An 18,126-nucleotide genomic window follows, 5' to 3' on the forward strand; every position below is an offset into this window, starting at 1 on the left:
CGCAAGGATTCGGCAAGCAAGTCGGGTTAGCGAGATCGATGACGCGAGGGGGCTGCAGGACCGAAAGCCAGGCAGGCGCTGGTCAGCCGTTTTGCCAGCGAGCGTCTGGCGCATCGGCGTTGGCGACAACCTGCCAACCACCTTCAGCGGCCCGCAGCGCCTGTAGCTGCGCAAGGATGTCTCGCACTCCGAGCGCTGCGGACGCGGCGACTACCGCAGCCGGGTGGTCGACATCGAAACCCGCGAGACGTGCCTGCCAGACAGATTCAGCGCGGCTACGCAGATCATCGTTCGGACGTTCGAGTGCGCCTATATTCAGAGCCTCGGAAACATCGAGCCCGCCAGCAAAGGTCGCCAAAAACGATTCGATATGTTCAAGGATCGCGTCTGCCGATGCGCAAGGAGACTGCACGGCGAAGACGATCCCTGCCTGGTCGCCAAACTGCCGAAAACCGCAGAACACTGCATAACCGAGCTGCAGTTCGCTGCGCAGCCGACGAAAGAACGCACCTTCCATCAGCTTTGCCAGCAGGCGCCAGGCGGCCTCGACAGCAGCCGTGCGAACCGGAAGCGGACAGAACAGCACCAGCGCCGTTTCGACGCCTGGTTCCCCAAAGCGTGACCACCGATAGCGCGGCGCGCTTGCGTGCTGTTGCTTGACACCGGGCTCCGCCTGTCCGGGCATGTCGGCCAGAATCGTCTGCAGCGGCCCACTCAAGTGCGCAGGCAGTCCGATTGCGAGCGCATCCCAGTTCGAACGTTGCCACGCCCGGGCGAGCGCTTGCGGGTCCAGCGTTGCGCCATCGGCGAGCAAAGCCGGACTGAGCAGCAGCGGTATACGACGAAGCATCTGCCTTATCAGCATCTCGTCCGCGCCAGATGTTGCCGCCTCGCTGTGCAAGCGGCGCCCCTCGTCGAACGCGGCGGTCGCCGGCGCCCTCAGAACGCCGAGCAAGTCGCGAAGAATCAGCGGCAGTGCTTCAGCATGACCAAAAAGCATCAGGCACCAGCTGCGCCCATAATCTTCGAAGCGCAGTTCGACGCCCGCCTGCGCGGCAGCAGGCACGTGCATGCGCAGAGTTGCATGCAACACATACCAGAGCCCCGCTGGCGGCTGTCCCGAAGAGAAGCGCCAGCGAACATAAAGCGCGCCCTGACCGGCATTATCGGTGTGTTCAAGCCAGCACAGACTCGGTGCGACCACCGGGGCAAGCTGCGGGTGCAGGCGCTCGCTTAGCCACGGATTGCGCTCAGGCAGTCGCCACTGCCAAGCGTGGCGATGCAGCGCTGGCAGTGGCTCGGAAACCAGGTCCAGTGCAAAGCCGACACGTGCCGCTTCGATGCGCTTTCCTTTATTGCAGCCCAGGCCATCCACGGTCAGCACGATCGGCTTGGCTCCATCGAGCTGCGTGCCTAGCGCCTGCAGCGCTTGCCGGACGCGTTTCGCATCGATCGACGGCGCCCAGGCAGACGGATCGACCCAGTAACGCAACAGCGCCAGCGGCTCCTTGCCCCGCAGCCCACGCTGGCGGATCTGCACATATTCGTCCCATAGCTCGGGCCAGGGCGCCTGTGCCGTCATGAACTGCAGCCAGCTGCGAACAGCCGCGCCGAGTTGCGCACGATCCACCATGCCCTGCTTGGTCAGCTGCATCTCGAGGACGACCACGCCCTGGCCGTCATGCCAATACGGCACACGCAGCGCCACCGCATCGCACCAGCCGGCCTCGCGCACGGCCGCCCCGAGGCTGCCATCTGCCTGCGATGCCAACCACGATCCAAGCACGTCCAGCGCTACGCAGGTTTCCTCAGGCAAGCCATCCAGCGCGAACGCCAGGTTCAGGGCAGGTGGAGCACCGTCGACCTTCAGTCGCAGCGTAGCTCCGTCATCGACGCGCAAGGGCGCAACCCGCCGCACTACACTAGGCGCGGCGGGCAACTGGCATTCGTCGGTGCATTGCAGCAGTTCCAGCAGCTGTTCGAGGCTGCAAGGCGTGGCGACCAGCAGTTCCATTTGGCCGCTGTGATAGAAGCGCCGGTGATAGTCCTTCAGTGCCTGCTGGAAATCAGAGGTTTCCACCGCCAGCGTGTCGCGGTTGCCGGCATGGAAGGCGGAAAACGGATGGGGAGCCGTCAGTGCCGTGCCGATAGCGGCATCGCACAGGGTTTCACGATCTCGCCCACGAGCCAGGAACTCCGCCTGCAACACTTCGCGTTCCCGCAGCTGCGCTGCTTCGTCAAGCAGTGGCCGGGCCAGCATGTCGAGCAAACGCTTGAGTGCTTCGTCGAAGGCATCGGTCGATACCTGAAAGAAAAAGTCGGTGTGGCGTTCACGTGTCGAAGCATTGAGCTGCCCGGCACGGCCCTGCACGAATGGCATCAAGCTTTCGTTCGCGGCATAGGCCTGGCTGCCAAGAAACAGCAGGTGTTCGAGGAAGTGTGCGAGTCCCGGGTATTCGGCAGGCGTGTCGTGCGCCCCGGCGTGCACACGAACAAGTGCCGCCGCCCTGCTACCGACGGGCAGCTGGATAAAGCCAAGTCTTAGCCCGTTGGGCAGTACCCGGCGTAGCGGAAGCAGGTCAGCCGCAGCGCTGTCTGGCGTCATGGATTGCACTCCCTTTGCCGGACAGCCGTTCGCATCAGGTATCCAGCTGGCCGGCAAGAAACTGCCGCAGCCGGCGCTGCATCAGCTTGCCCGAACTGCCCAGGCAAGCAATCGGAGTACCGGCCAGGGCTTCACGCCCAAGCTCGGCCGCCTCGCCGGCCAGCGCCAACGGGCAATCGAGCCCTAGCGAGAGCTTGTTGAGCTGGCGCAGCTGGGCCTCGCCATGGGGGACGTTGGAGTACAGAACCAGGCCCTGCGGCTTCATCTTGTCGCAGACCAGTGCCAATTCTTCCAGAGGCTGGCCGACAGGCAACACACTGACGGCAAGACTGTCGCCGCCCAGCATCAGCCCTGCTACCAACAGTTCCAGTTCACGGCATTGGCCTGGCATGGCGGCGAGCAATACACGCTCACCGGCAGGCATGCGAGACAGCTGCAGCCGCTGCAGTACGCGCGCGCGCAGGAAGGCATCAAGGAACAGCCACTCGCTGGTGCCGCCGAACTCGTCCTGCCGTAGCAACAGCTCCTGCCACACCGGCAGCAGCACGTCCTGAAACACCACGGCCTGCGGATAGGTGGAGAACACCTGGCCATACAGCTGTTCCAGGCGTACCTCGTCGAAGCCATTCACCGCTTCGCGCAGTTGCCCCTGCCATTCACTCCACTCGCCGCTGACCGTTGCGGTCGGCTCCTCGGCTTCGCGAGTCGCCGCGCTGCGAGCCAGGATATTGCCGACCTTGCTTACGGCCACGCCGCGCTCGGTCCAGGAAAGGATGCTGCGAACCGCTTCCACATCAGCCATCGAATACAACCGATGGCCACTGTCCGTGCGCGTCGGGCGGATAAGCCCGTAGCGGCGCTCCCAGGCCCGCAAGGTGACCGGATTTACACCGGTCAGGCGGCATACTTCGCGGATGGGGAATAGCTCCTGTTGCTCGAACGCACTCGAGGCCAGGGTCGAAGCGCCGGAAGAATCGGTCATGGGGCGGCTCGCTGGAGAAGAATGCCGAGATTGTAACCCAGCGTTTCGCAGCATACCCTCTACAAACGTTGTACAAATGCGAGATGTGATGAAATGACGCCGGAGCTGCCACTGACGCTTTACGTAGATCGTGCCTGCCCGCTGTGCGCTCGCGAGGTGCGCTGGCTAGAGCGGAACGCCGACCCGGCGCGATTGCTGCTGGTGGATATCAGTGCTGCCGACTTCGATTGCGAAGGGCTCGACCGCGACATCATGCAGCTGCGTCGCCGCCTGCATGCACGCAGCGCCAGCGGAATCTGGCTAACCGGGGTCGACGCCACCTACTGGAGCTGGCGCCTGGCAGGTCATGGGCGCTGGGCCGCCCCACTCGGCTGGCGACCGCTACGCCCACTGCTGTTGCTCGGCTACCAGCTGTTCGCCGTATTACGCCCGCATCTGGAGTGGCTGCCTCACCCGGACGGGGCCAATCGCTGCACCAACCAGTGCAGCGCGCCGCAGAATGCTTCGAGCCCATCCCGCAGGATCGAAAAATAGCGCCGTTAGTTTTTGGCGAGCAGCGGGATAAGAAGGCCGTATCCGGGCTCGGCACAGGCTGGACGCCCGATCATCTCGTCATGGCTGACCGGCTGGCGCCAGTACACAGCGCAAACGCCGCAGGCCAGCAGCGCACGCTTCAAGCTACCGAGGTCGCCCCAGACCGTGCGCTGGCCTTCAGCGAACTGACGTCGGCTGCCGTTGCGCTCGATCACCCAGGCGCTGTAACCGCAGCAGCGCAGCCCATGCAATTCAACCCGATCGGCCTTGCCTCGATAAAGCGCGAAGCGCAGGCGAATGCTCGATAGTTTGCCGTTCAAGTTCCGATACCTATACAAGTTCTGGAAGCGATGTCGACTTCAGCGTCCAGCTCATCGCGGTGTCGCCAAAGCCGTGGCGCAAGCGCAGAGTATTTCCTCTACAGCTACTTGTACAACTACATTGTTACGTATAGCTTTATCACACCCCGGCATCATTGCTGCGGCACCTGCTCTCAGCCCTACACCGCGTCACTCGCACGAAAGGAACCCGTCATGAACGATTTGCCTGGCCATTACCGCGAAATACTGTCCGGAGTAGGCGAAAACCCGGAGCGCGAGGGGCTGCGTGATACTCCGCAGCGCGCTGCAAAGGCGATGCAGTACCTGTGCGGGGGCTACAACCGCAGCCTTGAGGAAGTGGTAAACGGCGCGCTGTTCGCCTCGGATAACGACGAAATGGTGATCGTCAAGGACATCGAGCTTTACTCGTTGTGTGAACACCACATCCTGCCTTTCATCGGCAAGGCTCATGTCGCGTATATCCCTACGGGGCGCGTACTGGGCCTTTCCAAGATCGCGCGGATCGTCGACATGTTCGCGCGCCGCCTGCAGATTCAGGAGAACCTGACCCGCCAGATCGCCGAAGCCATTCAGGAAGTCACCGGCGCTGCCGGCGTCGCGGTGGTCATCGAAGCCAAGCACATGTGCATGATGATGCGCGGCGTGGAGAAGCAGAACTCGGTGATGAATACCTCAGTCATGCTTGGCGCCTTCCGCAGTTCCTGCAACACCCGGATGGAGTTTCTCCAGCTGATCGGGAGGGCGCAGTAATGTCGCGCCTGGAGCCGGGCATGGCGCGCATCCGCGTAAAGGACCTGCGCCTGCGCACCTATATAGGCATCAATGAGGACGAGATCCTCAATCGCCAGGATGTGCTGATCAACCTGAATATTCTCTACCCCGCTGTCGAAGCGGTGCGTGATAACGACATCGAGCAGGCCCTCAACTACCGCACCATTACCAAGGCGATCATCCGCCATGTGGAGCGGAACCGTTTTGCCCTGCTCGAGCGCATGACTCAGGAAATCCTCGACCTGGTGATGGCTCATCCTGCGGTGGCCTACGCCGAGGTGGAAGTCGACAAGCCGCACGCGCTGCGCTTTGCCGACTCCGTATCGATCACCCTCGCTGGCAGTCGCTGAGCCGGCCATGACCAGCCGCCGAAACGGTATCTTCATCAGCTTGTTATGGCTGCTGCCGATGCTTGCGGCTGCCAACTGGCGCGAGTCCGTGCCCGAAGCACGCCTGGTCGGCGAAGGCGAGCTGCGCTTCTTCGGATTCCGTATCTATGACGCGCGGCTATGGAGCGGACAGGCGCCGCTGCAAGCGCAGGCGCCGTTCGCCCTGGAACTGACCTACCACCGCGCCATCAGTCGCGACGATTTCGTGCGCACCAGCCTCGAAGAAATCCAGCGACTCTCCGGCGAAGCAACCGACTCCGCGCGCTTGCGCCAGTGGCGCGCAGAGATGCAGCAGGCCTTTGTCAATGTCTCACCCGGCGAGCGCATCACCGGCGTCTTCCTACCCGGTCGCGGCTGCCGCTTCTACGTCAATGATCGCCTGCAACATGAGGTCGCCGACCCGGCCTTCGCCGAGGCCTTTTTTGCCATCTGGCTCGACCCGCGCAGCCGCGACCAGAAGCTGCGGCGCAACCTGCAGGGCGAACGGTGAAAAACGCAGCGCTGGCCGCCTATGGTGTGCTCGGCCTGCCGCTGGCGATGGCCATGCTGCCGATCTACGTGCTGCTGCCGAACTTTTACGCGGCGGACCTCGGGCTGGGTCTGGCGCTGACCGGCACGGTACTGTTTCTCGCCCGCTTGCTGGATACCGTGCAAGACCCATGGCTCGGCCGCTTCATCGACCGCCGTTCGCCGCGCGGCTGGACCATCCTGCTGGCCGGCGCGGCCGTACTGCTGAGCCTGGCGATGGCAGCGCTGCTGATACCGCCGGACAGTCTCGGCAGATTCAGCCTTGCCTTTTGGCTGGGTGCGTTGCTGGCCCTCACCTACACCCTGCACAGCCTGGTCAATATCACCTACCTGGCCTGGGGTGCGCGGCTCTCCGATCAGCCGGACACCCGCACGCGAGTCGCCGCCTGGCGCGAAGGCGCGGGACTTGTCGGCGTGGTTCTGGCCAGCGTGTTGCCCAGTGTATTGGCGATTCAGTACGGCATGGCCGCGGCGCTGGCGACCTTCGCCGCCACATTCGCCGCGCTGCTGTGTATCGGCGCGGCCGTCTTGTTGCTGGCTGCGCCAAGGCCATACCGTGCCGCACGTACCGCTGCCGGGAGCTGGCGACTGCCGTTGCGCAACCTGGCGTTTCGGCGGCTGGCGGGGGTCTATTTCATCAACGCCGTGGCGGTCGCGATTCCCGCAACGCTGGCGTTGTTCTTCATTGCCGACCGGCTGCAACTGGCGCAGCTGACCGGCCTCTTCCTGGCGCTGTACTTCGTCAGTGGTGCCCTTGGCTTGCCGTTCTGGACGCGCCTGGCCGACCGCCTGGGTAAACGGCGCAGCTGGCGGATCGGCATGCTCACCGGTTGCGCCGCCTTCGTCTGGGCAGTGCTGCTGGAACCCGGCTCGGCCTGGGCCTATGCCGGCGTCTGCGTGATGTCAGGTCTCGCCCTCGGAGCCGACCTCGCCCTGCCTCCGGCGTTGCTGGCCGACATCATCCCTGCCGATGAGCGCGACTCGACTGCCGCCTACTTCGGCCTATGGAGTTTTCTCGCCAAGCTGGCGCTGGCTATAGCCGGCCTCGCCCTGCCCCTGCTGGCGTTAAGCGATTACCAACCGGGCACACCGGCCGGCTGGAACCTCGCGCTGGTCTACGCCGGCCTGCCCTGCCTGCTAAAGCTCCTGGCGGCCGGGCTGCTCACATCCCTTCCCTGCGGAGAACCGAAACCATGAAAAAGGCATTGATCCTGGCCTGCTGCCTGCTATTGCTCAGCTGCACCGTCGTCGACGTCGAGCACTACCGCAACGAGGAGCCCAAGCTGGACCTGCGCGAATACTTCGTCGGCAAGGTCGACGCCTGGGGTATGTTCCAGAAGCGCTCCGGCGAGGTAGTGAAGCGTTTTCATGTCGAGATCGACGGCAGCCTCGATGGCGACAAGTTGATACTCGACGAATACTTCCGCTACAGCGACGGCACCACCCAACAACGCGTCTGGACGCTGACCGAGCAAAGCCCCGGCCACTGGCGCGGCACTGCGGCAGACGTGGTCGGCGAAGCGCGAGGCGAAGTGGCCGGCAACGCCCTGCGCTGGGGCTACGTGCTCAGCCTGCCGGTGGATGGCAAGGTCTACGACGTGCATCTGGACGACTGGATGTACCTCATCGACGAGAACACGCTGGCCAATCGCTCGTTCATGAGCAAGTTCGGCATTGAGGTAGGCCAGGTCACGCTGTTCTTCCGCAAGCGCGTCGAATGAGCTGATTGCTTCAAGCGCTACGGCAAGTCACTGATCGGGCCAAGTTGTTCTAGAATGCGCCGCATGCCCTTTCAGGATGTCGTGACATGATCAACGCCAAGCTGCTGCAACTGGTTATCGAAGCCTCCAACGACGGAATCGTGGTCGCCGAGCAGGAAGGCGACGACAACATCCTGATCTACGCCAACCCGGCCTTCGAGCGCCTGACCGGTTATGCGGTCGATGACATTCTTTATCGCGACTGCCGTTTTCTGCAGGGCGAGAACCGCGACCAGGCCGGCCTGCAGGCGATCCGCGAGGCAGTGAAGAACAACCAGCCGTGCCGGCAGATCATCCGCAACTACCGTAAGGACGGCACACCGTTCTGGAATGAGCTGTCCATCACCCCGGTGTTCAACGAAGCCGATCAGCTGACCTACTTCATCGGCATCCAGAAGAACGTCACCGCCGAGGTCGATGCACTGCAGCGTGTCGAAGCGCTGGAGGCCGAGATCCGCGACCTGAAAGCGAAGCTAGCCCAGAGCTGAGTTGAGGGCTCGGCTCGCGCCAGGCGGGTCGGCTCTCTGGGAACACGCATCGCGTGCGTGGCACCCTACCTAAGTGCGATTAACGCCTGGCGCCAGATATGAAATACTGGCCAGCTGCCACCCCCGCCAATCCTGTTGTGGGCAGTCGAGCCCTAGGATCCGTTCTTGACCATCAATGCCGTTGTAGAAAACGCGGTCATGCTGCTCGCGTTGTGCTGGCTGCTAGCCTTTACCACACGCAGCTGGAACCGCAGTGGTCAGGCATCGGCGAAATTGCTCGCCGGGCTCTGGTTCGGCAGTGCTTGCATTTTCGGCATGCTGAACACCAGCGTTGGTCAGACGGGAATCATTCTGGACGCCCGCACTGTGGTGCTGAGCATGGCTGGTCTGTTCGGCGGGCCGCTGGTAGCCGGGATCGCAGGAACGCTGGCCGGAGGTTATCGGTTGTGGATGGGTGGGCCGGGCGTCGTTCCTGGGCTTGCCAACATCCTGCTGCCGATCCTGCTCGGACTTACCTACCGCTGCGCATTTCGCAAGCGTCTGCTCGGCATCGGATTCTGGCAGCTACTCGGGTTCGGGCTGCTGCTGCACCTTGCCGTGCTGGGGATTGTCGCGCTGCTTCTGCCGAGCCCACGGGGCGCCGCCGCGGTAAGGGAAATCGCCTTGCCAGTGTTGCTCGCACTGCCCTTGGCGACCGCTATTCTCGGGGTCCTTCTGAATGATTTGCTGGAGCGCGACCGCGTCGAGCAAGCCCTGCGCTTCAGCGAAGCAAGGTTGCGCGCAATCACCCAAGCCATACCCGACCTGCTTCTGGTGCTCGACGAAGATGGCCGCTACCTGGAAATCCTCTGCGCGGAACCGAGCCTGCTGTTCGATGAGCCGAGCAAGCTGCTCGGTCGCCGGCTACATGACGTCATGCCTGAGTCGGAAGAGCGGCGTTTCCTCGACTTCATTCAGCAAACACTCAACAGCGATGCACCGCAGCTCATCGAATACAACCTGCAGACATTGGGCGGGCCGAAAGTCTTCGAAGGACGCGCCCTGCCATTGGAGCAGCCGGAAGGACAGAAGCGCGCAGTCGTCTGGCTGAGCCGAGACATCACCGACCGAGTGAACACCGAGCTGGAGCGCCGTATCGCTGCCATCGCGTTCGAGTCGCAGCAGGGCATGCTGATTACCGACGCGCAAAACCGCATCCTCCGGGTCAACCGTGCGTTCACCCGCATCAGCGGGTACAGCGCTGCTGAAGCCATCGGCAAAACCACAGCCCTGCTCGCGTCCGGCAAACACGGCCCGGAGTTCTATCGCTCGATGTGGTCGAGCATCGAAGGCACCGGCGTATGGGAAGGCGAAATCTGGAACCGTCGTAAAAGCGGCGAGATCTTCCCCGAATGGCTGACCATCAGCGCAGTACTCAACCCCCGCGGTGAAGTCACCCATTTTGTCGCGGCGTTTACCGATATCACCGAACGCAAGGCAGCCGAAGAGCGCATCCATAACCTGGCCTTCTACGACCCGTTGACTGGGCTGCCCAACCGGCGTCTGCTGCTCGACCGTCTTCATCAGGCCATGGCTGCCAGCCGACGAAGCAATCAACTCGGCGCGCTGATGTTCATCGATCTGGACAATTTCAAGAACATCAACGACCTGCACGGCCACCAGACAGGTGACCAGGTACTGCGCATTGCCGCCGAGCGCCTGCATGGCGAGGTGCGCGCCAGCGACACAGTAGCCCGTCTGGGTGGCGATGAGTTCGTGGTAATGCTGGAAAACCTCGGTGACGACCCACTCCGCGCCGCGGCCCAGGCGGAGCACATCGGCATGAAGTTGCTCAATTCCCTGGATCGGTCATACCGCCTGAACGAGCTCGGCCTGTACAGCAGCGCCAGCATCGGCGTGGTGCTGTTCGGCGCGGAGGCCAACAGCAGCGACGAGCTGATGAAGCGCGCCGACATGTCGATGTATGAGGCGAAGATCTCCGGCAAGAATGCCCTGCGCTTCTTCGATCCGCGCATGCAACTGGCCGTACAGGAGCGCTTGCGCCTCGAGGGCGAGATCCGCCAAGGGCTCAAGAACGGGGAATTCGTGCTGCACTTCCAGCCGCAGCTGGAACAGATCGACGGCATCGTCGGTGCCGAAGCCCTGGTGCGCTGGCAGCACCCTCAGCGCGGTCTGCTATCCCCCGCTGCGTTCATTAGCCAGGCCGAACACGCAGGGCTGATCCACGCGCTCGATCAACAGGTGCTGACCCAGGCCTGCACACAACTGGCGCACTGGGCCGATATTCCGGCGTTCTCGCAACTCAGTCTTTCGGTCAACCTCAGCGCGCACCTGCTCTATCAGGACAATTTCGTCGAAAAGGTGCTCGAGCTGCTTGAACGCAGCGGTGCCAACCCGGCTCGTCTCAAGCTTGAACTGACCGAAACCCTCCTGCTGGACAACATGCCCGAAGCCATCGCGCGCATGACACGGCTGAAGGAGCGCGGCATTCGTTTCGCCATCGACGATTTCGGTACCGGCTATTCGTCGATGAGCTATCTGCAGCAATTGCCGCTGGATCAGTTGAAGATCGACCAGACGTTCATTCGCCGCCTGCCCGACGACGCCAGCAGCCTGACCATCGTTCGCGCGATCTGTGCGCTGGCTACCGGCCTGGGCCTGGAGGTCATCGCCGAAGGGGTTGAAGGCGAGCCGCAACGGGCGATATTGCTCGCCAACGGCTGCCATCGCTACCAGGGCTACCTGTTCGGTCGCCCGCTCGCCGCGGACGCGTTCGAGCAGCTGGTTCGCGACACCGAAGCGGGCGAAGGGACCAAGGCCTGATCCGAGGAAGTGGCGCCGCGCGCGCCTTCCCCGGCCCTGCCCTTCAGATTTCCAGAGGTGCGCGGCTGCAGAGCTGGACCAAAGCCTGCACCCAGGCTTCATGGGTATTCAGGCAAGGCACCAGCAGCAGTTCTTCGCCGCCGGCTTCGATGAACTGTTCGCGGCCGCGATCACCGATTTCCTCGAGGGTTTCGATGCAGTCGGAGACGAACGCCGGGCACATCACCAGCAATTTCTTCACGCCTTGCTGAGCCAGTTCGTCCAGGCGGGTTTCGGTGTAAGGCTCGATCCATTTGGCCCGCCCCAGACGCGACTGGAACGAAACCGACCACTGATCGTCCCGCAGTCCCGCCTGGGCAGCGAAACCGGCAGCGGTGCGCATGCATTGCGCGCGATAACAGCTGGCGAGTACATCGCCTTCGGCCCGCTGACAGCAATCGTCACCCTTGAGGCAATGCGAGCCCGTCGGATCGACCTTGTGCAGATGCCGCTCCGGCAGGCCGTGAAAACTCAGCAGCAGGTGATCGAAATCCTGCTCCAGATGCGGCTTGGCGCTGGTGGCGAGCGCTTGCAGATATTCCGGCTGATCATAGAACGGCTGCAGGATCGACAGTTGCAGGCTCAGCCCGTGCTCGCGAATCACCCGCCGCGCCTCCTGGATGACCGTCGTGGTGGTGCTGTCGGCAAATTGCGGATAGAGCGGCGCCAGCGTCACCCGAGAGATGCCCTGCCCGGCCAGGCGAGTCAGCGTGGTCTCGATGGACGGCTCGCCGTAGCGCATCGCCAATTCCACCGGTCCCTGGGTCCAGTGCGGCCGTACCGCCTCGTGCAGCCGTCGGCTCAGCACGACCAGCGGAGAGCCCTCGGGCCACCAGATCGACGCATAGGCATGGGCGGATTGCTCGGGACGTTTGATCAGAATCAGCGAAACCAGCAGGCGCCGCAGCGGCCAGGGCAGATCGATGACATAGGGGTCCATCAGAAACTGGTTGAGGTAGCGGCGTACATCAGCGACTTCCGTGGAGGCCGGCGAACCCAGATTGACCAACAACAACGCCTGCTCTGTCATGCAACTTTCCTGACTACTGTTTTAAAGGTTGCGCCGTGCCCAAGCGGCAGGCGCGCTATTTTCACACAGGGTGCACCCGTCAGGGGTGCGTCAATAGGTCGGCCAAGGCCGAATCCAGGTCGCGGAAGCGAAAATTGAACCCCTCATCCTGCAGCCGCTGCGGTAATGCGTGCTGGCCGCCCAGTAGCAACCCGGACAGCTCACCGAGCATGGGCTTCAGGACCACCGCCGGCACCGGCAACACCGCGGGGCGATGCAGGCATCGGCCGAGGCTGCGGGTAAAGTCGATATTGCGCACCGGCTCGGGCGCGCAGGCATTGTAAGGACCGCTGGAGGTCGGCTGCCGCAGAAGAAAATCAATCAGGGCGATTTGGTCCTCGATATGGACCCATGGCATCCATTGCCGTCCGTCACCGAGACGCCCACCCAGGCCGAGCTTGAACAGCGGTAACAGACGCTTAAGGAAGCCGCCATCAGCTGCCAGGACCAACCCGGTACGGACCAGCACCACACGCATGCCCAATACCGATGCCTCCATGGCGCGCTCTTCCCAGGCGCTGCACAGCTGACTGGCGAAATCGGGGGAGACCGGCTGGTCGGCCTCGGTCAACCGGTGTTCACCGCCATCGCCATACCAGCCCACCGCAGAACCGGAGATAAGCAGTGCCGGTTTCTGCTCACGCTTGGCCAACCATGCCACCAGCTGATCGGTCAGTTTCACGCGGCTTTCCCAGAGCAACGCCTTGCGCGATTTCGTCCAGGGCCGGTCGGCAATCGGTGCGCCGGCCAGGTTGATCACTGCATCGAAGGTCACCGCATCCAGCTGTTCCAGGCTGCCGACACCCTGCACGCCCGCCCCGCAAATCTGAGCAACCTGCTCCGGCCTGCGGCTCCAGACCCAAAGCCGATGCCCTTCGGCTAGCCAACGCCGGCACAACGCACGACCGATTAGCCCGGTACCGCCCGTGAGCAAGATGTTCATGGTGAGCTCCTATGCGCTGTTTCGCTGCGCTGGTTCGATTGTGATTTCAGCATACACCTATACAAACACTACGCGACCGTACAGGTGCGAATGGTCTTTCCCTGGCTAACCCTCAGCCAAACAGCCCGTTCGCGGCATCATCGAGCGCTGCGCCTCAGCTAGCGAGCAGGCCTAAGAGGCAACCACATACGCAGCGAACAGCCCCTTAGAAGTGACGGTCACGCTAGCTGTACAGGAATATAGCATTTCTTGTACACGATGTATTGACTTGTACAATGCTAAGAATATGATGGCCACAAGTTGTACAGAAAATCCGTTTGTACAAGATGAGGTCATTATCATGCACACCACGCTTCCCACGCCCAGAATAGGTATAAGCGCCTGCCTGCTCGGCAATCCGGTGCGCTTCAACGGTGGCCACAAGGAATCGCGGCTTTGCAGCGAAACCCTGGCGCAGCACTTCGAGTTCGTCGCGGTATGCCCCGAGGTCGCCATCGGTCTCGGTACACCGCGCGAGCCGATCCGCCTGGTGGGCGACACCGAGGCGCCAAGGGCCGTAGGCACCGTGCGCCCCGAACTGGATGTGACCGAAGCCCTGGCCGCTTACGGCCGCCAGATCGCCGAGCAGTTGCACGACATCAGCGGCTACATCCTGATGCAGAAGTCACCCTCGTGCGGCATGGAGCGCGTCAAGGTGTACGGGGCCAACGGCCATACGCTGCCCGGCGGTGGCGCCGGCATCTTCGCCCAGGCACTGATGCAGGCACGCCCCGATCTGCCGATCGAAGAGGACGGGCGTCTGAACGATGCCGTGCTGCGTGAAAACTTCCTGACTCGCGTCTATGCCTATGCGGACTGGCAGCGCCTGCTCAAGGCCGGCCTGACCCGACGCGCCATTGTCGACTTCCACTCGCGCTACAAGTACCAGCTGATGGCCAGCAACCCGCTGCAATACAAGGTGCTCGGTCGGCTGGTGGCCAACCTGGCCGAGCGCTCGCTGGATGAGTTCGCCCCGCACTATTTCAGCCAGATGATGCAGGCGCTGAAGAAGCCGGCCACCCGCGGTACTCACTGCAATGTGCTGCTGCATCTGAGCGGTTATCTGAAAGACGCACTGGGTTCGGACGATCGTCGCGAAATGCGCCACCTCATCGAGCAGTACCGCGCCGGGGTGATTCCCCTGGTGGTTCCGCTGACGCTGCTCAAGCACCACTTCCGTCGCCATCCCGACCAATACATCGCGCGCCAGGCCTACATGCAGCCGCACCCGGAAACCCTCAGCCTGCGCAACGGAATCTGACCATGAATGAACAACCGGACCTGGCGCAGCTGACCGCCGACGGCCTGCTGCCGATCCGCGAAGTGGCGCGCGTTACCGGCGTCAACGCTGTAACCCTGCGGGCCTGGGAACGTCGCTACGGGCTGATCGTGCCGTTGCGTACGCCCAAGGGCCATCGACTCTACGAACAAGCGCACATCCAGCGCGTCCGTGACATCCTCACCTGGCTCAACCGCGGCGTGGCCGTCAGCCAGATCAAGCCGCTGCTCGATACCTCCACGCCGCCGGAACTGCCGCAGCAGAATCAATGGTCCGAGCTGCTCGAAGAGCTGCTGCAGGCCATCGACCGCCTGAGCGAGCGACGCCTGGACGACACCTTCAACCGGGCCATGGCACTTTATCCGCCACGGACGCTGTGCCAGCACCTGGTGCAACCCTTGCTCGACGCGCTGGAGCAGCGCTGGCAAGGTCAGTACGGCGCGGCGCTGGAACGGGTGCTGTTTCACTCCTGGCTGCGCAGCAAGCTGGCTACGCGCATTTACTTCAACAACCGGCAACAGGCCGGTCGGCCGTTGCTACTGGCCAATCTTGATGACGAGTCCTTTGCGCCGGGACTCTGGCTGACTGCCTGGCTCGTCTCCAGTACCGACTGCCCTGTAGAAATCATCGAATGGCCGGTGCCACTCAATGAACTCGACCTTGCGGCGCAGCGTATCCGGCCGCGCGCCATACTTTTGTATGCCAGCAATAGTCTGCTCGGCACTTGCCTGCAACGTGATCTCCCGCGTCTAGTCGAGCAAAGCGTCGCTCCGCTGGTCATGGCCGGCCCGGCGGTACATATCCACGCGCCTGAATTGCAACGACACCACCGCCTGATGCTCGCCGGGGACCCGCTCGCGGCCCTGCAACAGCTGCACGATGCCGGGCTGCTACCCGGTAGCGAGGGGCGTGGAGCATGAGCCAACTACTCTGGTTGCGCACCGACCTGCGCACGAGCGACAACCCCGCCCTCTGCGCCGCCATGGCTGCCGGTCCTACCGTCGCGCTTTACCTGATCACGCCCGGCCAGTGGCTGGCCCATGACGATGCCCCGTGCAAAGTGGACTTCTGGCTGCGCAACCTGGCCCAGCTGTCGGCACAACTGCAGGCGCTGAACGTGCCAGTGCTGATCCGCGAAGTGGACGACTGGCAGGCAGTGCCCGAGATGCTGCTGACGGTATGCCGCGAACACCAGCTGCAGCGGGTGCATTACAACGACGAGTACGGGGTCAATGAGCAACGCCGCGATCAAGCGGTGACGACGCGGCTGGAGAACGCTGGCATCAGCGTGCTCGGGCACCTTGATCGTCTGCTGTTCGCACCGGGCAGCGTACTGACCCAGTCGGGGAGCTATTTCAAGGTTTTCGGCCAGTTCCGCAGGGCTTGCCTGGCACGGTTGAGCATGTCGCTGCCGCCGTGCAAAGGCGTGCCGGCGGCGCAGCTCCCTATGCACATCAGCAGCGACCCGGTTCCTGGCGAAGCGTCAGGGTTCGCCCGACCCAGTGATTATCTGCGCGCCCTCTGGCCGGCCGGCGAGGCCTTCGCTCAGCGACGCTTGGCATCGTTCGTCGAAGACGATCTGAACCAATATCACCATCGTCGCGACCTGCCCGCCGAGCCCGGCACCAGCCAGCTGTCGCCGTATCTTGCGGCCGGAGTGATTTCCATCCGCCAGTGCCTGCACGCGGCGCTTGGATATAACCAGGGCGAACTGGACAGCGGCAGCACAGGCGCGACCACCTGGATCAACGAACTGCTCTGGCGCGAGTTCTACAACCATATTCTGGTGGGCTACCCGCGCGTATCGATGCACCGCGCCTTCCGCGCCGAAACCGAAGCGCTGCCGTGGCGTCGGGCAAGCAACGAACTGAAAGCATGGCAAGAAGGCCGCACCGGCTTTCCGATCATCGACGCGGCCATGCGTCAGCTGAAAGCAACCGGCTGGATGCACAATCGCCTGCGCATGGTGGTCGCCATGTTTCTCAGCAAGAACCTGCTCATCGACTGGCGTGAGGGCGAGCGCTGGTTCATGCGCCAGCTGATCGACGGTGATCTGGCCGCCAACAACGGCGGCTGGCAATGGAGCGCCTCCACCGGCACCGACTCGGTGCCCTACTTCCGGCTGTTCAATCCGATCAGCCAGTCGCAGCGCTTCGACCCGGACGGCCAGTTTCTGCGACGCTGGCTGCCGGAACTGCAGCACCTGAACAAGAGCGACGTGCATAACCCATCGGCACAGCGCAGCCTTTTCGGCGCAGCGGATTACCCAAAGCCCATCGTCGATCTCGGCGAAACCCGGGCCCGAGCCCTGGCTGCGTTCCGCAACCTGGCGGAGCTGCGTCCATGAGCAGCTTCCTGCACAGCTTTGCTGCCGATTTCGCCAGCCTCGATGCAAGCAATCTCGAGCGGCTTCGCGACCTCTACAGCCCCGACGTACATTTCACCGACCCATTGCATGAGATCTGCGGCCTGGTCGAACTGGAGCACTATTTCAGCGAGCTTTACGCAAACGTCGAACACCTGCATTTCGAGTTCATCAGTCACGACGAGGTATGCGAGGGCCAGGGCTATCTGCGCTGGGTCATGAGCTACCGCCACCCACGCCTGAACGGTGGCGGGCTGATCAGCCTCGAAGGCTGCTCGCTGCTGCGCTGGAACGGCGAAGGCAAGGTCGTCCGTCACCGCGACTACTTCGATGCCGGCGCCCTGCTCTACCAGCACGTGCCGGTGCTCGGCTCAGCCATTCGCTGGCTGCAGCGGAGGCTTGCATGAACCTCTCACGGCGAATCTGGCTGACGGGTGCCAGCAGCGGAATTGGCCAGGAACTGGCGCACCAATTGTTGGCTGAGGGGCATTGCCTGGCGCTTTCGGCACGCCGCGCCGAGCCCTTGCAGGCTTTCGCCCGACGCTATCCGGACCGGGTTTTGGCACTGCCGGGTGATCTCACCGACAGCGCCCAGGTGCGCGCCATTGGCGCTGCTATCGAAGGGCAATGGGGTGCGCTGGACGGCGTGATTCTGAACGCCGGCACCTGCGAATACATCGATGCCCAGCACTTCGAGGCGGCGCTGCTCGAGCGCGTGGTGCAGGCCAACCTGATCTCGGTCGGCTACTGCATCGAGGCGGCATTGCCCCTGCTGCGCCGGGGGGTGCGACCTCATCTGGTCGGCATCAGCAGTTCGGTGACCTGGCTACCACTGCCACGGGCCGGCGCCTACGGCGCATCCAAGGCGGCCTTGCGCTACCTGCTCGAATCGCTGCGCCTGGATCTGGCCGCTGAAGGAATCGACGTCACCCTCGTCAGTCCGGGATTCGTCGATACGCCGCTGACCCGTCGCAACGACTTCCCGATGCCGCTGAGCTGGCCGGTCGACAAGGCCGCGCGGCAGATCGTGCGGAGCCTGGACCGGCGCCCGCTGCACATCGGATTCCCAGCGCTGTTCATTGCCGCGCTGCGCCTGCTTTCACTTCTGCCCGCACGCCTGCAGTTCGCCCTGGGCCGGCGAATGGCGCGCACGCCCCTCAAGGAAGGTTAA

General features: G+C 63.2%; 18 protein-coding genes. 13 read left to right on the top strand and 5 right to left on the bottom strand.

Annotated elements, in window-relative coordinates:
• Positions 1-82: 82 nt before the first annotated feature.
• Both pqqF and SM130_RS12290 read right to left on the bottom strand, forming a co-directional pair.
• Complete coding sequence (pqqF, locus tag SM130_RS12285; RefSeq protein ID WP_102825765.1) at positions 83-2,605, bottom strand: pyrroloquinoline quinone biosynthesis protein PqqF; 2,523 nt, start codon at positions 2,603-2,605, stop codon at positions 83-85.
• A gap of 34 nt (positions 2,606-2,639) precedes the next feature.
• Positions 2,640-3,587 (bottom strand): MerR family transcriptional regulator, encoded by a 948-nt coding sequence (locus SM130_RS12290; protein WP_102825764.1) that lies wholly within the window; start codon positions 3,585-3,587, stop codon positions 2,640-2,642.
• Positions 3,588-3,680: 93 nt separating this feature from the next.
• Between SM130_RS12290 and SM130_RS12295 the strand changes: the two genes are divergently transcribed.
• On the top strand, positions 3,681-4,121 hold the full coding sequence (locus SM130_RS12295; protein WP_102825763.1) for a thiol-disulfide oxidoreductase DCC family protein: 441 nt from the start codon (positions 3,681-3,683) through the stop codon (positions 4,119-4,121).
• A gap of 5 nt (positions 4,122-4,126) precedes the next feature.
• On the opposite strand, the gene SM130_RS12300 is transcribed toward SM130_RS12295, so the two are convergent.
• A complete protein-coding gene (locus SM130_RS12300; protein ID WP_181019273.1) occupies positions 4,127-4,441 on the bottom strand; it encodes a hypothetical protein in 315 nt (104 codons plus the stop codon).
• Positions 4,442-4,654: 213 nt separating this feature from the next.
• On the opposite strand from SM130_RS12300, the gene folE reads away from it, so the two are divergent.
• The 7 genes from folE to SM130_RS12335 all read left to right on the top strand — a co-directional run bounded on the left by folE (position 4,655) and on the right by SM130_RS12335 (position 11,221).
• Positions 4,655-5,212, top strand: a complete 558-nt coding sequence (gene folE / locus SM130_RS12305) for a GTP cyclohydrolase I FolE (protein WP_102825762.1) — start codon at positions 4,655-4,657, stop codon at positions 5,210-5,212.
• On the top strand, positions 5,212-5,583 hold the full coding sequence (folX, locus tag SM130_RS12310) for a dihydroneopterin triphosphate 2'-epimerase (protein ID WP_102825761.1): 372 nt from the start codon (positions 5,212-5,214) through the stop codon (positions 5,581-5,583). Before folE ends, folX begins: the two co-directional genes overlap by 1 nt.
• Before the next feature lie 7 nt (positions 5,584-5,590).
• Complete coding sequence (locus SM130_RS12315; RefSeq protein ID WP_102825760.1) at positions 5,591-6,112, top strand: chalcone isomerase family protein; 522 nt, start codon at positions 5,591-5,593, stop codon at positions 6,110-6,112.
• Positions 6,109-7,347 (top strand): MFS transporter, encoded by a 1,239-nt coding sequence (locus tag SM130_RS12320; RefSeq protein WP_102825759.1) that lies wholly within the window; start codon positions 6,109-6,111, stop codon positions 7,345-7,347. The genes SM130_RS12315 and SM130_RS12320 overlap by 4 nt, the downstream gene beginning before the upstream one ends.
• Positions 7,344-7,871, top strand: a complete 528-nt coding sequence (locus SM130_RS12325; protein WP_102825758.1) for a DUF3833 domain-containing protein — start codon at positions 7,344-7,346, stop codon at positions 7,869-7,871. Before SM130_RS12320 ends, SM130_RS12325 begins: the two co-directional genes overlap by 4 nt.
• Positions 7,872-7,957: 86 nt before the next feature.
• Positions 7,958-8,398 (top strand): PAS domain-containing protein, encoded by a 441-nt coding sequence (locus SM130_RS12330; protein ID WP_102825757.1) that lies wholly within the window; start codon positions 7,958-7,960, stop codon positions 8,396-8,398.
• A gap of 165 nt (positions 8,399-8,563) precedes the next feature.
• Positions 8,564-11,221: an EAL domain-containing protein gene (locus SM130_RS12335; protein ID WP_102825756.1), complete on the top strand. Its 2,658-nt coding sequence runs from the start codon at positions 8,564-8,566 to the stop codon at positions 11,219-11,221.
• A 43-nt stretch (positions 11,222-11,264) separates the two neighbouring features.
• Here SM130_RS12335 and hemH read toward each other — a convergent pair whose 3' ends face one another.
• Complete coding sequence (hemH, locus tag SM130_RS12340; RefSeq protein WP_102825755.1) at positions 11,265-12,290, bottom strand: ferrochelatase; 1,026 nt, start codon at positions 12,288-12,290, stop codon at positions 11,265-11,267.
• Between the two features lie 79 nt (positions 12,291-12,369).
• Entirely contained in the window at positions 12,370-13,272 is a 903-nt protein-coding gene (locus SM130_RS12345; RefSeq protein ID WP_102825754.1) for a TIGR01777 family oxidoreductase, read from the bottom strand.
• A 340-nt stretch (positions 13,273-13,612) separates the two neighbouring features.
• On the opposite strand from SM130_RS12345, the gene SM130_RS12350 reads away from it, so the two are divergent.
• From SM130_RS12350 to SM130_RS12370, 5 genes are read left to right on the top strand one after another with little or no spacing between them, the layout of a single operon-like run.
• Positions 13,613-14,572: a YbgA family protein gene (locus SM130_RS12350; RefSeq protein ID WP_102825753.1), complete on the top strand. Its 960-nt coding sequence runs from the start codon at positions 13,613-13,615 to the stop codon at positions 14,570-14,572.
• A 2-nt stretch (positions 14,573-14,574) separates the two neighbouring features.
• Positions 14,575-15,510 (top strand): MerR family transcriptional regulator, encoded by a 936-nt coding sequence (locus tag SM130_RS12355; protein ID WP_102825752.1) that lies wholly within the window; start codon positions 14,575-14,577, stop codon positions 15,508-15,510.
• Positions 15,507-16,937, top strand: coding sequence for a deoxyribodipyrimidine photo-lyase (gene phrB / locus SM130_RS12360; RefSeq protein WP_102825751.1), 1,431 nt, complete (start codon positions 15,507-15,509; stop codon positions 16,935-16,937). Before SM130_RS12355 ends, phrB begins: the two co-directional genes overlap by 4 nt.
• Entirely contained in the window at positions 16,934-17,362 is a 429-nt protein-coding gene (locus SM130_RS12365) for a nuclear transport factor 2 family protein (RefSeq protein ID WP_102825750.1), read from the top strand. Before phrB ends, SM130_RS12365 begins: the two co-directional genes overlap by 4 nt.
• Positions 17,359-18,126, top strand: coding sequence for an SDR family NAD(P)-dependent oxidoreductase (locus tag SM130_RS12370; RefSeq protein ID WP_102825749.1), 768 nt, complete (start codon positions 17,359-17,361; stop codon positions 18,124-18,126). The genes SM130_RS12365 and SM130_RS12370 overlap by 4 nt, the downstream gene beginning before the upstream one ends.

This window comes from Stutzerimonas stutzeri (assembly GCF_038561965.1).
GTDB lineage: Bacteria > Pseudomonadota > Gammaproteobacteria > Pseudomonadales > Pseudomonadaceae > Stutzerimonas > Stutzerimonas stutzeri_AA.

Coding starts and splice junctions, on each gene's coding strand:
- SM130_RS12370 (WP_102825749.1), top strand. CDS start 17,359: ATGAACCTCTCACGGCGAATCTGGCTGACGGGTGCCAGCAGCGGAATT.
- SM130_RS12345 (WP_102825754.1), bottom strand. CDS start 13,272: ATGAACATCTTGCTCACGGGCGGTACCGGGCTAATCGGTCGTGCGTTG.
- SM130_RS12350 (WP_102825753.1), top strand. CDS start 13,613: ATGCACACCACGCTTCCCACGCCCAGAATAGGTATAAGCGCCTGCCTG.
- SM130_RS12355 (WP_102825752.1), top strand. CDS start 14,575: ATGAATGAACAACCGGACCTGGCGCAGCTGACCGCCGACGGCCTGCTG.
- hemH (WP_102825755.1), bottom strand. CDS start 12,290: ATGACAGAGCAGGCGTTGTTGTTGGTCAATCTGGGTTCGCCGGCCTCC.
- folE (WP_102825762.1), top strand. CDS start 4,655: ATGAACGATTTGCCTGGCCATTACCGCGAAATACTGTCCGGAGTAGGC.
- phrB (WP_102825751.1), top strand. CDS start 15,507: ATGAGCCAACTACTCTGGTTGCGCACCGACCTGCGCACGAGCGACAAC.
- folX (WP_102825761.1), top strand. CDS start 5,212: ATGTCGCGCCTGGAGCCGGGCATGGCGCGCATCCGCGTAAAGGACCTG.
- SM130_RS12365 (WP_102825750.1), top strand. CDS start 16,934: ATGAGCAGCTTCCTGCACAGCTTTGCTGCCGATTTCGCCAGCCTCGAT.
- SM130_RS12330 (WP_102825757.1), top strand. CDS start 7,958: ATGATCAACGCCAAGCTGCTGCAACTGGTTATCGAAGCCTCCAACGAC.
- SM130_RS12325 (WP_102825758.1), top strand. CDS start 7,344: ATGAAAAAGGCATTGATCCTGGCCTGCTGCCTGCTATTGCTCAGCTGC.
- SM130_RS12290 (WP_102825764.1), bottom strand. CDS start 3,587: ATGACCGATTCTTCCGGCGCTTCGACCCTGGCCTCGAGTGCGTTCGAG.
- SM130_RS12315 (WP_102825760.1), top strand. CDS start 5,591: ATGACCAGCCGCCGAAACGGTATCTTCATCAGCTTGTTATGGCTGCTG.
- SM130_RS12295 (WP_102825763.1), top strand. CDS start 3,681: ATGACGCCGGAGCTGCCACTGACGCTTTACGTAGATCGTGCCTGCCCG.
- pqqF (WP_102825765.1), bottom strand. CDS start 2,605: ATGACGCCAGACAGCGCTGCGGCTGACCTGCTTCCGCTACGCCGGGTA.